This window comes from Haemophilus parainfluenzae, from assembly GCF_014931275.1.
In the GTDB taxonomy this organism is placed as follows: domain Bacteria; phylum Pseudomonadota; class Gammaproteobacteria; order Enterobacterales; family Pasteurellaceae; genus Haemophilus_D.
This window is the reverse complement of sequence record NZ_CP063110.1, coordinates 231,655-244,683: the sequence shown is the minus strand read 5'-3', so window position 1 is coordinate 244,683 and position 13,029 is coordinate 231,655. Positions and strand designations below refer to the sequence as shown.

The window sequence follows — 13,029 nt, the reverse complement described above, 5'->3', positions numbered from 1 at the left end:
AGTGTTACGATGTGGTTTAAAAATTTAATGTCATATAGGCTGACTAAGCCCTTAGATTGGGATCTTAATGAATTGCAACGCCAGTTGTCAGATTGTGAATTTCATCCCTGTGGCTCACAAGATCAAAGTAAATTCGGTTGGGCGAGCCCCTTGAGAGGCAGCGAGTTATTGCATTTTTCAGTCGGTAAACACATTTTGTTGGTCGCGAAAAAAGAAGAGAAAATATTGCCGGCGAATGTGGTGAAACGTGAATTAGATGAACGCATTGAAAGCCTTGAGCAAAAAGAAAACCGCAAATTGAAAAAAACGGAAAAACAAACGTTGAAAGATGATGTGGTGATGAATTTATTGCCGCGTGCATTCACTAAAAATCAGCAAACTGCTGTGTGGATTGATACCGAAAATAATCTTGTTCATGTCGATTCTGCATCCAGTAAACGTGCAGAAGATGCCTTAGCATTATTGCGTAAATCTCTTGGTTCATTACCCGTTGTTCCGTTGGCTTTTGCGAATGAACCTTCGACCATTTTAACGGATTGGATTGTGCAGGAAAAAATCCCTCATTGGTTGGTGGCGTTAGAGGAGGCTGAATTGCGTGGAAGCCAAGAAGACAGTGTGATCCGTTGTAAGAAACAGCCTTTAGAAAATGAAGAGATTCTTGCGCTTCTACAAGATGGCAAAAAAGTGGTGAGTAAGCTCGCATTGGAGTGGGAAGATACACTGACTTTTGTATTTAATGAAGATTGCACGCTCAAACGTTTAAAATTTGCCGATGCGGTGCGTGAGAAAAATGCGGATATTTTAAAAGAAGATTATGCACAACGCTTTGATGCTGATTTTGTATTAATGACGGGCATTTTATCTAAACTGACAGAAAACTTACTCGATGAATTCGGTGGCGAGAAAGTCAGATTAGGCTAGTTTTAATCATGAAATAAAAAGGCGAACATCATGTTCGCCTTTTGTTTGTTTAAAAGTGCGGTCAAATTTCCGCACGTTTTTAATTAGTGTGTACTCGTACTAGTTGTCGTACGGTTTGCACGTTTACGATCGTTTTCCGTTAAGAGTTTTTTACGGATACGGATCGATTCAGGTGTTACTTCTACTAATTCGTCGTCATCGATAAATTCGATAGCTTGCTCAAGGGAGAATTTCACCGGCGTAGTTAATACGATGGCATCATCTTTACCTGATGCACGCATATTGGTGAGTTTTTTACCTTGTAAACAGTTTACGGTTAAGTCGTTTGTACGGCTGTGAATACCGATGATTTGGCCTTCGTAAACTTCTACGTTAGCTTCGATCATTAATTTACCACGCTCTTGTAAACCAAATAGCGCATAAGCTAATGCTTTACCTGTCGCGTTAGAAATTAATACACCGTTTTTACGTTGACCGATTTCACCTGGTTTGATGTCATCGTAGTGATCGAAACTGGAGTAAAGTAAACCTGTACCGGATGTCATCGTCATGAATTCACCACGGAAACCGATTAAGCCACGGCTTGGAATGATGTATTCTAAACGTACACGACCTTTGCCATCCGGCATCATATCGCGAACTTCACCTTTACGGATACCTAATGCTTCCATAACAGAGCCTTGGTGTTGTTCTTCTACGTCGATGGTCACTTGCTCATAAGGCTCTTGTTTTTTACCGTTGATTTCACGATAAATTACTTTAGGACGCGAAACCGCAAGTTCATAACCTTCACGACGCATATTTTCAATTAATACAGAAAGGTGTAATTCACCACGACCAGAAACACGGAATTCATCAGGGTTTGGTGTTTCTTCTACGCGTAATGCTACGTTGTGAACTAACTCTTTGTTTAAACGTTCAAGAATTTGACGAGAAGTCACATATTTACCTTCTTGACCCGCAAACGGTGAAGTATTTACACAGAAGAACATGGTTACAGTTGGTTCATCAACGGTTAACGAAGGTAAGGCTTCAACTGCGTTGATATCGCAAATAGTATCCGATATATTTAATTCACCTAAACCGGTAATCGCAATAATATCGCCTGCGTAAGCAACATCTTCTTCATAACGCTGTAAACCAAGATGACCTAATACTTGACCTACACGACCTTGGCGAGTTTTGCCTTCACCATCAATAATCGTTACAGGTTGGTTTGGTTTGATTGCACCACGTTTGATACGACCGATACCGATAACACCCACATAGCTGTTATAGTCTAATTGGGAAATTTGCATTTGGAATGGCGCATCAAGTTCCACTTTTGGTGGCTCAACGTGTTGAACGATCGCTTCAAATAACGGCGTCATGTCTTCCGCTAATTCTTCGTGTTCAAGCCCAGCGACACCATTTAATGCTGAAGCATAGATAATTGGGAAGTCTAATTGCTCATCGGTTGCACCAAGGTTAACGAATAAATCGAATACTTGATCCACAACCCAATCAGGACGCGCGCCTGGACGGTCAACTTTGTTGATAACTACGATTGGTTTTAAACCGTGAGCAAAGGCTTTTTGGGTTACGAAACGTGTTTGTGGCATTGGGCCATCAAAGGCATCCACGACTAAAAGTACAGAATCCACCATAGAAAGTACACGTTCTACTTCACCACCGAAGTCGGCATGTCCTGGAGTATCTACGATGTTAATGCGATAGCCATTCCAGTTAATTGCGGTATTTTTTGCAAGAATGGTAATGCCACGTTCTTTTTCAAGATCGTTTGAGTCCATTACGCGTTCATCAACATCACCACGAGTTGATTCAAATGTACCGGATTGTTGAAGAAGTTTGTCAACGAGGGTGGTTTTACCATGGTCAACGTGAGCGATAATTGCGATATTGCGCAATTTATTAATATCAATGTCGTTTTTCATTTATTACGTTCTTAAAGTTTAAGTTTTGTAGGGTGGGATTTTTATGCCACCGAATAGTCCAAGTAGTTTAAATTGGTGAGTCAAACTCACCCTACGAGAATCTCGAAAGGGCAAAAATTATACACGATATTTCGTTACTCTGCTATGCCAGTGTTTAAAATAAATCCCATGAAAAAAGTAAGCGGTTGCGTTATAATGCTCTTTTAATTTTTATAAAGATTATATACATAGCAAAATAGAGGACTCCTTATGCCAAATGCAAATGCAATTGCCAACGTATTCAAACTGATCGAAGAGAACGATATTAAGTTCGCGCTACTTCGTTTCACCGACATTAAAGGTAAAGAACATGGCGTTTCTATCCCAGTTAGCCTTGTTGATGAAGATATGTTTGAAGATGGCAAAATGTTCGATGGCTCTTCTGTTGAAGGTTGGAAAACTATTAACAAAGCCGATATGCTTTTAATGCCAATCGCTGAGACTGCGGTAGTTGATCCATTTGCGCAGATCCCAACTCTCTCTATTCGTTGTAGTATTTATGAACCAACGACCATGCAAAGCTATGATCGTGACCCGCGTTCAATTGCCATTCGTGCCGAAAACTATATGCGTTCAATCGGTATTGCGGATCAAGCATTCTTTGGTCCTGAACCCGAGTTCTTCTTATTTGATGATGTACGTTTTGATGTATCAATGAACCGCGCTTCTTTTGCCGTTGATGACATTGAAGCAGCATGGAACACCAATAAAAAATACGAAGGTGGTAACAATGCTTATCGTCCATTGAAAAAAGGTGGTTACTGTGCAGTTGCTCCAATTGATACGGCACACGATATTCGCTCTGAAATGTGTTTGATTTTAGAAGAAATGGGCTTAGTAGTAGAAGCTCACCACCATGAAGTGGCGACTGCAGGTCAAAATGAAATTGCAACGAAATTCAATAGCTTAACCTTGAAAGCGGATGAAACTCAAATCTATAAATATGTGGTGCAAAACGTTGCATTAGAACATGGTAAAACCGCTTGCTTTATGCCAAAACCAATCACAGGTGATAATGGTTCGGGTATGCACTGTAATATGTCATTAAGCAAAGACGGTAAAAATATTTTCCAAGGTGATAAATATGCAGGTCTTTCTGAAACCGCACTTTATTACATTGGCGGTATTATTAAGCATGCTAAAGCATTAAATGCATTCACTAACCCAAGTACGAATTCATATAAACGTTTAGTACCAGGTTTTGAAGCGCCAGTATTGTTGGCTTACTCTGCAAGCAACCGTTCTGCTTCAATCCGTATCCCTGCAGTAACCAATCCGAAGGCAATTCGTATTGAAGCACGTTTCCCAGATCCATTGGCAAACCCATATCTTGCATTCGCTGCGTTATTGATGGCAGGCCTTGATGGTGTGGTAAACAAAATTCATCCAGGTGATGCAATGGATAAAAATCTTTATGATCTTCCACCAGAAGAATTAAAAGATATTCCAGCAGTTGCGAGCTCATTAGAAGAAGCGTTGAATTCATTAGAAAAAGACTATGAGTTCTTAACTCAAGGTGGCGTATTTGCTAAAGACTTTATCGAAGCATTTATTAGCGTTAAACGTAAAGACGTGGAACGTTTAAATATGACACCACATCCGGTTGAGTTCGAGATGTATTATGCTTAATTAATATATAATTAATTGATTTTAATGTATAAAAGGTATCATTTACTAAGTGATGCCTTTTTTTATTTATATCAATAGCTTATTTTGTTATTACGATTAGCCATTATTCATTAAGATTATTTTAATTCCCTTGTTAGAGCAGGGGAAGTCGGGTAGAATGCGGTGAGTTTGTAGTATATTCAATTGACCAGAAAGGATTAATAATGAGTGATAGTCGTTATCAAAAACTAAATGAGTCGGATGAGATTGATTTGGTTGAATTAGTTAAAAATCTGTGGAAGAAAAAACTATGGATTATTTTATCAGCTTTTGTTTGTACCGCCATTGCGGCAGGCTATGCTTTTACGGCTAAAGAGCAATGGACATCTAAATCAGTAGTAATTGCGCCTAAGGTGGCCAATTTAGGCGATTATTTATCATTTCGTAGCGAATATGCATCTATTCTAGATATCAAAGATTTTTCTCAAGATAAAGTTTCAGAAAAGGTATTTAATGACTTTAAAACGGCTTTATTTTCACGTAGCTTGAAAGAGGCATTCTTTTCTCAATCTGCCTGGTTTAACACTTATGCAGACAAAAATGCTAATTCCGAAGAAGCTAAACAAAAACTGTTATCTATTTGGGTCGATAAAAATCTGATTGTTACCATACCAGATCCTAAAAAAGATCCAAATTCAATTGGTGTGAATGTTAGTTTTGCTGCTGAGACGCCAAAAGATGCGCAGAATGTATTATTGGACTATATCCAATTTGTAAACCAATGGGTGCTTGCTGAAAATAAAAAAGACTTTCTAGCAAATATTAATTTGGTACTTAGTGGATTAGAAGTTCAGAAAAACAAGATTGAACGAGATACGGAAACTGTGCGTCAAATTCAGTTAGAAAATCTTACAACGGCATTAGATATCGCAAAATCAGCTGGGATTAAAGATTATTCAAAATCTTTAAGTGGTAATGTAAGCGTACCAGAAGTATTGTTAGGTGATGCAAAGGTACCATTTAGTGATTCAAAACTCAGTGATGGCTCATATTTATTTATGTTGGGAGAAAAGTACTTGCAAGCTCAGGTCAATACCTTGAAAAATGCACCTTTAGTCTATCCACTGAATTATTATAATATTGAAAAACAAGTTAATTTATTAAATGCATTAGAGAAAAAAGTAGAGAAAGAAGGCGCTGTTAGCGGATATTATTATTTAAGTGAGCCAGACTATCCGGTGATTAAAGATAAGCCCCAAAAAGGATTAATTATTGTAATTGGGTTTATTATTGGTTTGATAATTTCTAGTTTTATTATTTTGTTGAGTTCATTGATTCAAAGTACTAAAAAACGTTAATAATGAAAAAGAAAGTAGTTTTTATTGGCGCAGGTGGCTATGCGAAATCTGTACTAGATTCTTTAGATTTATCAAGATATGAATTTTGTGGATTCATTGATAATTTTAAACCAGAAGGAACGAGTCATTTAGGTTATCCAATTCTTGCTAAAACGATTGATGATTTCCAAGAAAGGGAACATTACAGTTTTTTTATAAGTATCGGAAATAACACTTATCGCCTAGATAAATATTTAAAGCTTATGAAATATCAATGTGACGTTATTAACATCATTGATAAAACAGCGGTCGTATCTAACAACTCTTCTCTAGGTAGAGGGGTTTTTGTAGGGAAAATGGCCATAGTAAATAGCGGTGTTACTATTGGAGATAATGTTATTATCAATACTAAGTCATTAATTGAGCATGGTTGTTGTATTGGCGATCACAGTAATATTTCTACAAATAGTACATTAAATGGTGATGTTATAATTGAAGATTATTGTTTTATTGGAAGCTCATCGGTGATCACTGGCCAACTGAGAATCGGGGAAAGTGCTGTAGTTGGTGCAGGTGCAGTTGTAATTCGTAACGTAAAACCTCGTACTATTGTTGCTGGTGTTCCAGCAAAATTTATTAAGGAAGTAGAATAAAAATGAGTCAAGTATTTATTGTTGCTGAAATTGGTTGTAATCATAATGGAAATCCTGAGTTAGCAAAGAAAATGATAGATGTTGCAAAGGAATGTGGTGTTGATGCAGTTAAATTTCAAACATTTAAAGCAGATAAACTGATTTCAAAATATGCTCCGAAAGCGGAATATCAAAAAATAACTACAGGTACTGCAGATAGTCAGCTTGAAATGACTCGTAAACTAGAGCTTTCTTATGATGAATTTCGTAAATTAGAAGCTTATGCGCGTTCTTTAGGGTTAGAAGTGTTTTCTACGCCATTTGATATGGAGTCTATTGATTTTCTTGCTAGTGAAAAGCAAAAAGTATGGAAGATTCCATCTGGCGAACTAACTAACTTACCTTACTTAGAGAAAATTGCTAGTTTGCCGATTGAAGGAAAAAGCGTGGTAATTTCAACAGGAATGGCGACTATTGAAGAGATCAAAGATGCCTTATCTGTATTAGAAAAAAATGGTATGAAGAAAGAAGAGATTACTATTCTTCACTGCAATACCGAATACCCAACCCCTTATGAAGATGTAAATTTAAATGCGTTTTATCAGTTAAAAACATTATTCTCTGATTATAATTTGGGTTTTTCAGATCATTCTGTAGGTTATTTTGCAGGGCTTGCAGCTGTCCCGTATGGTATTACTTTCATTGAAAAACATTTTACTTTAGACAAAAATTTTAAAGGTCCAGATCATAAAGCATCTGTGACACCAGAGGAATTGAAATTGCTTTGCGAAGGAATTCGAGCTGTCGAAAAATCATTAGGTTCTTCTGAGAAAATTGTTACTGTTTCTGAAGCTAAAAACAAAATTGTGGCCCGTAAATCCATTATTGCAGCTTGCCCAATTAAAAAAGGCGAAACCTATACGACTGAGAATTTGACCACTAAACGTCCAGGAAATGGTATTAGTCCGATGCGTTGGTATGATATTTTAGGTAAAGATGCGGAAATGGATTTTGAAGAAGATCAATTAATTCAAGATAGTCGTTTCTCAAATCAAGAATAAGAGCGGTTAAAATTATGAAGAAAATTGCAATTATTACAGCGAGATCAGGCTCAAAGGGGTTACCTAATAAAAATGTTTTATTTGCAAATGGTAAACCTCTAATGGCTTATAGTATTGAGGCTGCATTAGAAAGTGAAGAGTTTGAAAAGATTATCGTAAGTACAGATTCTCAAGAATATATTGATTTACTTTCTCATTATCCGATTGAATTTATAAAACGTTCTGCCGAGCTATCCTCAGATAAAGCAAGTTCTTTTGTCGTAATTGAAGATGTATTGAATCGATATAGTCATGTTGATTATGATTATTTTGTATTGCTGCAACCAACTTCACCATTAAGAACTGCTCAACATATTCAAGAAGCGAATAAAAAATTTGAAGCACATTTTGATAAATTTGATTTTTTAGTTTCTGTATCTGATGCGCATAAACCAACAACATTAACCCGTCCAATTGATGAGGATGAGAGTTTAAAAAACTTTAAATTAGATTATTCTAATTATGCTCGCCAGCAATATCATCCAGAGTATTCACCAAATGGGGCAATTTTTTCTGCAAAACCTCAGGCTTATTTAGAGCAAAAACACTTCTATGGAGAGAAGTGTGTTGCGTATTTTATGGCTAAAGAAGTTTCAGTTGATATTGATGATCGTCTTGATTTCGAATATTTCTATTTTATTCTTCAGCAACGTAATAAAGATAAAATCCTATTAGAAACCATCAAAAAAACAATATCCGCTAAGAAAGATAATTTTAATCAAACAAAAGAAATCAGCTTAATTGGTCACTCAATTTTAGATTATTGGAATATTGAAGAAGTTAACAACCAAGCCGTTAATAATTTAGCTATTGCGGGGATTACTACTAAACAATATATTGATTTGATTCTAGATCAAGGATTGATTAAATCTTTAGGTAATAAAGCTATTTTGATGTTTGGAACTAATGATATCGTGTATGCTGATTGGACAAAAGAGCAAATTTTATCAGACATTCAGCAAGTTATTGAAAAATTAAAAGCAATCAATAATAACATTCAGCTTTATTTCTTAGAAATTACCCCTGTGGCCTTAAGGATTGATCGTAATAATGCAGTGATTAGAGAACTTAACGCATTTCTAAAAGAAAATCTTAAATCTGCAAGATGGATTGCTCTAGATAGCAGATTTAGTGATCACTATGGCAAATTAAACTTAGACTACACTAATGATGGCTTACATTTGAATGAACAAGGCTATCAGTTATTGGAAGAGATCATCAAATCAGAGCTATGACGAAAAAGAGAATTGCCTATGTAACAGGCTCACGTGCTGAATACGGTATTGTTAAGCGCTTACTAAGACGATTACAAGAAGACAATGAGTTGGATTTTTCATTGATTGTAACCGCTATGCACCTTGCTCCTCAATATGGAAATACCGTAAATGTGATTGAGCAAGATGGGTTTAATATTGCTGAGAGAATAGCAGTAAAACTTGATAGCCAAAATAACCAAACAATTTTAACTTCAATGGCTGAAACCCTCGATCTCTTTGGTAAACATTTCCAGAAAAATCATTATGATGCAGTAATGGTATTAGGTGATCGTTATGAAATACTTTCTGTAGCAACGGCTGCTGCAATACATAACATTCCATTAATTCATTTGCATGGTGGCGAGCAAACATTAGGCAATTATGATGAGTTTATTCGCCACTGTATTACAAAAATGGCAAAACTGCATCTCACAGCGACAGAAGTATATCGTAAACGAGTGATTCAGCTTGGCGAACTTCCTGAAAGTGTGCATAACATTGGCTCTCTTGGGGCTGAAAATGGACTAAGTTTAGAATTGCCATCAAAAGAGCGGTTGTTTTTTAAGTTAAATTTGCAAAATAAACCGTATTTTATGGTTGCATTTCATCCTGAAACTATTACTGGGCAATCTGTAGAAGAGCAAGTTGATCAGCTTCTTTTAGCATTAGATTCCTTTAAGTCAGATTATCAATTTGTGTTTATTGGATCTAATTCTGACACGCATTCCGATGTCATATTTGCCAAAGTAAAAAGTTATGCAGATGAAAATCGATTTGCATTTTTCACATCGGTAAAACCGGAGGAATATTTAGCTTTAATTAAGTATTCAAAAGGGTTAATAGGTAATAGTTCATCAGGTTTGTTAGAAGCGCCTTCTTTACAAGTAGGAACAGTAAATATTGGGAAAAGGCAAGAAGGACGCGTTCGTGGTGAATCAGTTATTGATGTAGAAAGTAACCGACAATCTATTGAACAAGGGATTCAACATTTATTATCTGATGATTTCCAAAAATGCTTGCCTACAATGGTAAATCCGTATTATCAAGAAAATTCATCAGAAAAGGCTTATGAACTGATTAAAGCGTTCTTAGCTAGTGAGAATGAAAATAAACCGAAGCGGTTTTATGATTTAGAGAATAAGTAATGAAATTGTATAGATTTTTTTTAAGGTCATTAAGTGAGGAGTTGATCTTTTTAATAAGATTGATGCAACGTTTTAATCAAAATATAGAAAGATATAAAGATAGTAAATTTCTTCGTAAAATTAATAGTCTATTGGTCTTTTTATTGCATAAAAGGATATTTCGTAAGTTTGCTTGTGATATTACGCCTAGTTGTAAATTAGGTAATGTTGTTTTTCGCCATCCTACAGGAATTGTCATTGGTGGTGGAGCAGTGCTAGCTGATGGAGTTATTATCCATCAGAATGTTACTTTCGGTGCATTAAGGTTTGACGAGAAAGAAAAAAGAGGTATACCATGTCAGCAAATTGTTGGTCAAGATACTATTATAGGATGTGGGGCAAAGGTTTTAGGTGATATTACTATTGGTAAAAATTGCATAATAGGCGCTAATGCTGTAGTTACAAAAGATGTTCCTGATGGCACAACGGTTGTTGGTTTTAATACTTTCATTTATAAATGATAATTTATGATCTTAAAAGATAGTGTTATTTACTTAATAGGTGAGATAGTTGCTAAAATTTTCCCATTTTTACTGTTACCTTATTTGTCTAGAAAATTAGGTGTAAACGGCTTTGGGGAATTATCCTATTATCAAACAATATTATCTTTACTTATTATTATTATTAGTTTCAGTCAAGAAGGTGCTGTTACAAGGTACTTTTATTTTTATGGAAAGCGCTCGATAAATTTGATCTTATTTTCAGGATATGCTTACGCCTTACTGATAGGTTCCGTAGGATTGTTATTTTGCTATTTTTTTCATTCTGAAATTTTAGCATACTTAATTTTGATCTCAATTTTCCAAACTTTCTTAACAGTTCAATTATGTATAAAACAGTGTCAGAAAAAGGCAATCTCGTATACTTTAATTCAAATTGGAAGTGCATTGTTGACAACATTATTAACGGTATTATTTTTGGAGTTCTCTCACAGTGATCTTGTTGGCAAGCGATTTCTTGCACTATTCTTAGGTAACTTAATAATATTTATATTGGTTTATTTTTCCTATTTTAGGGAGCATAGAAGAAAGTCTTTTAATATAGCAGAGTATCAAAAAGGTTTTCTATATTTTCTAGGATTTGGTATTCCGTTAGCTTTTCATCAGATCAGCATGTTTATAAAAGGTCAATTAGATCGAGTATTTATTTATAATAAATTTACCGAATCTGAATTAGGTCTTTATGCTATGGGGGCTCAAATTGCGTTGGTGCTTGCAGTCATTATTCAAGCAATAAATAAGGCTGCAATACCTTATTTTTATGAAGCATTAAAACAAAAGAAGATTACTTTACAGAAAGTACACCAACTAACATTGCTTTCATTACTTTTAATTCCTATTCCTTCTATTATTATGTGGGCAATTCCAGAGGAATTTGTGATTTTTGTTTTAGGGGAACAGTTCTGGGGAACAAAGTACTATATTATTATGTTCCTTATTGCCACAATGTTCTCGGTACCTTATCTAATTTTAGTAAATTACCTTTTCTTTTACGGAAAGAATAAATGGATATCATTATGCTCAATCCTTTCTACAATACTGTATTTAGGAGGGTTGTCGATCTTTATGCAATTTGGGGTTGAATATGTCCCCTTTGCTAGCATATTAGGAGCAGGTATTATACTTCCTTTTTTATATATCATGACATCGAGAGTTAAATAAAATATGAATTTAATTATATGCACAACCCCTTTACAAACTCTTTTAGCAAAAGAGATAATTAAAAACTATGAAGATGAGAAATTTTACGGAATATTATTTTCTAATCATTTTTCCGAGAAAGTAGATAGATATTTTAATTTATTTGGTGTTTTATGTCATATTTTAAATAAGATTTATTGTAAAAGTTCAATAAAGTTAGTATGCCTTATTTTGTATTACAAGATTAGATTCTTTAATAAAAAATTTGATAAGATCTTTGTTGCAAATATAGAAAATATATTGATTCAATCAATTATTTCATCTCTCAAGTTTAATGAGCTAATAACATTTGATGATGGAACTGCTAATATTTTGAAAAACAGTATGCTTTATCAAAATAATGAAAGCTGGAAGCTTAAGTTTATTAAGTTTATCTTTATGATCGATCATGATATTAATACATTAAAAGATATATCATCTTTACATTATACTATATATGATATGGATAATATCATAAAAATACTAAAAGAATCTCTATATTTAAATTTAATAATAGTGTTGGTAATGCTCTTAACGGTGTATTAAAAATATGTTTAGGGCAAAGACTGTATAATGATGATACTAAAAATGTAGATTTGTTTAAAAAAATAATAGATAAATATAATATTGATTATTACCTCCCCCACCCCAAAGAGAGCTTTGTTGTCGATGGAGTGAAGTATTATAATTCAGATTTAATTTTTGAAGATATCATCTGTAATGAATTAAATAATTATAAAGAGATATATGTATATACTATATATAGTTCAGCGATTATAAATATATTGGGTGAAAATAGAATTCATCCAGTGTCTATTCAGGTAGAAGGATTTGAAAAAGAATCGGAATTGATGAGAAAGTTTGATATCCCGATTGAGAAATTATAGGTTTGGCTAATCTATGCTAGAAACATTTCTTATATATGATTTAATGTTATTTATTAGCATTATATTAGTTTTTTTTGCTGAGATTGCAAAGGTTATAAAGTTAAAACATGTATTTTTTATCTTAGCCCTACTTCCTCTCTTTTGGTTTCAGCATTAAGAGAGAATACAGGAGCTGATTATTCGCATTACGTAGATATCTATAATAATTTAGACTATTACAATGAGAATTGGCCCTTAGAGATAGGATTTTATTATTTAAATAAACTATATATGCTATTTGGTCTTCACCATCAGTTTATTTTTTGTGACTATGGCTGCTATTCAATGTTTATTTCTATATCTATGTTTAACTAAATCCAAATGTCCTAGCTTATTTTTGGCTTCATATATTTTACTTTTTATCTTAGTAGTCTGAATGAAATGAGACAGAGTTTATCTATGGTGATAATTCT

13 protein-coding genes are annotated in these 13,029 nt (G+C 34.4%); 12 read left to right on the top strand and 1 reads right to left on the bottom strand.

All coding sequences use genetic code 11. The features are described from left to right. The first annotated feature begins 9 nt into the window (after window positions 1–9). Complete coding sequence (gene rdgC, locus INQ00_RS01215; RefSeq protein WP_197547055.1) at window positions 10–921, top strand: recombination-associated protein RdgC; 912 nt, start codon at window positions 10–12, stop codon at window positions 919–921. A gap of 83 nt (window positions 922–1,004) precedes the next feature. Here the strand turns inward: rdgC and typA are convergent, their stop codons facing one another. Next, window positions 1,005–2,855 (bottom strand): translational GTPase TypA, encoded by a 1,851-nt coding sequence (gene typA, locus INQ00_RS01210; RefSeq protein WP_046952649.1) that lies wholly within the window; start codon window positions 2,853–2,855, stop codon window positions 1,005–1,007. A 249-nt stretch (window positions 2,856–3,104) separates the two neighbouring features. Between typA and glnA the strand changes: the two genes are divergently transcribed. From glnA to INQ00_RS09850, 11 genes are all read left to right on the top strand, one after another. Beyond that, window positions 3,105–4,523, top strand: a complete 1,419-nt coding sequence (glnA, locus tag INQ00_RS01205) for a type I glutamate--ammonia ligase (protein ID WP_049367301.1) — start codon at window positions 3,105–3,107, stop codon at window positions 4,521–4,523. Between the two features lie 203 nt (window positions 4,524–4,726). Further along, window positions 4,727–5,860 carry an LPS O-antigen chain length determinant protein WzzB gene (locus INQ00_RS01200; RefSeq protein WP_197547054.1) on the top strand — a complete coding sequence of 378 codons (1,134 nt, stop codon included), beginning with the start codon at window positions 4,727–4,729 and terminating at the stop codon, window positions 5,858–5,860. A gap of 2 nt (window positions 5,861–5,862) precedes the next feature. Then, window positions 5,863–6,492 (top strand): acetyltransferase, encoded by a 630-nt coding sequence (locus INQ00_RS01195; protein WP_014064211.1) that lies wholly within the window; start codon window positions 5,863–5,865, stop codon window positions 6,490–6,492. A 2-nt stretch (window positions 6,493–6,494) separates the two neighbouring features. Further along, window positions 6,495–7,532 carry an N-acetylneuraminate synthase gene (gene neuB / locus INQ00_RS01190; protein ID WP_197547053.1) on the top strand — a complete coding sequence of 346 codons (1,038 nt, stop codon included), beginning with the start codon at window positions 6,495–6,497 and terminating at the stop codon, window positions 7,530–7,532. Window positions 7,533–7,546: 14 nt separating this feature from the next. Further along, window positions 7,547–8,806, top strand: a complete 1,260-nt coding sequence (locus tag INQ00_RS01185) for a cytidylyltransferase domain-containing protein (protein WP_197547052.1) — start codon at window positions 7,547–7,549, stop codon at window positions 8,804–8,806. After that, entirely contained in the window at window positions 8,803–9,972 is a 1,170-nt protein-coding gene (gene neuC, locus INQ00_RS01180; protein WP_197547051.1) for a UDP-N-acetylglucosamine 2-epimerase, read from the top strand. Before INQ00_RS01185 ends, neuC begins: the two co-directional genes overlap by 4 nt. Window positions 9,973–10,034: 62 nt before the next feature. Continuing rightward, the gene (locus tag INQ00_RS09795; RefSeq protein WP_269446108.1) at window positions 10,035–10,472 is read left to right on the top strand and encodes a serine O-acetyltransferase; all 438 of its coding nucleotides are present in this window, start codon (window positions 10,035–10,037) and stop codon (window positions 10,470–10,472) included. A gap of 6 nt (window positions 10,473–10,478) precedes the next feature. Further along, complete coding sequence (locus tag INQ00_RS01170; protein ID WP_197547050.1) at window positions 10,479–11,672, top strand: oligosaccharide flippase family protein; 1,194 nt, start codon at window positions 10,479–10,481, stop codon at window positions 11,670–11,672. 3 nt (window positions 11,673–11,675) lie between these two features. Continuing rightward, window positions 11,676–12,236, top strand: coding sequence for a glycosyltransferase family 52 (locus INQ00_RS09790; RefSeq protein ID WP_197547049.1), 561 nt, complete (start codon window positions 11,676–11,678; stop codon window positions 12,234–12,236). Further along, on the top strand, window positions 12,182–12,577 hold the full coding sequence (locus tag INQ00_RS09785; protein ID WP_197547484.1) for a glycosyltransferase family 52: 396 nt from the start codon (window positions 12,182–12,184) through the stop codon (window positions 12,575–12,577). Before INQ00_RS09790 ends, INQ00_RS09785 begins: the two co-directional genes overlap by 55 nt. 111 nt (window positions 12,578–12,688) lie before the next feature. Further along, window positions 12,689–12,931: an EpsG family protein gene (locus tag INQ00_RS09850; RefSeq protein ID WP_420026374.1), complete on the top strand. Its 243-nt coding sequence runs from the start codon at window positions 12,689–12,691 to the stop codon at window positions 12,929–12,931. Window positions 12,932–13,029: the final 98 nt, after the last annotated feature.

Bases quoted from the DNA above. Each gene is read 5' to 3' on its own strand.
- rdgC (WP_197547055.1), top strand. From the start codon at position 10: ATGTGGTTTAAAAATTTAATGTCATATAGGCTGACTAAGCCCTTAGAT.
- typA (WP_046952649.1), bottom strand. From the start codon at position 2,855: ATGAAAAACGACATTGATATTAATAAATTGCGCAATATCGCAATTATC.
- glnA (WP_049367301.1), top strand. From the start codon at position 3,105: ATGCCAAATGCAAATGCAATTGCCAACGTATTCAAACTGATCGAAGAG.
- INQ00_RS01200 (WP_197547054.1), top strand. From the start codon at position 4,727: ATGAGTGATAGTCGTTATCAAAAACTAAATGAGTCGGATGAGATTGAT.
- INQ00_RS01195 (WP_014064211.1), top strand. From the start codon at position 5,863: ATGAAAAAGAAAGTAGTTTTTATTGGCGCAGGTGGCTATGCGAAATCT.
- neuB (WP_197547053.1), top strand. From the start codon at position 6,495: ATGAGTCAAGTATTTATTGTTGCTGAAATTGGTTGTAATCATAATGGA.
- INQ00_RS01185 (WP_197547052.1), top strand. From the start codon at position 7,547: ATGAAGAAAATTGCAATTATTACAGCGAGATCAGGCTCAAAGGGGTTA.
- neuC (WP_197547051.1), top strand. From the start codon at position 8,803: ATGACGAAAAAGAGAATTGCCTATGTAACAGGCTCACGTGCTGAATAC.
- INQ00_RS09795 (WP_269446108.1), top strand. From the start codon at position 10,035: ATGCAACGTTTTAATCAAAATATAGAAAGATATAAAGATAGTAAATTT.
- INQ00_RS01170 (WP_197547050.1), top strand. From the start codon at position 10,479: ATGATCTTAAAAGATAGTGTTATTTACTTAATAGGTGAGATAGTTGCT.
- INQ00_RS09790 (WP_197547049.1), top strand. From the start codon at position 11,676: ATGAATTTAATTATATGCACAACCCCTTTACAAACTCTTTTAGCAAAA.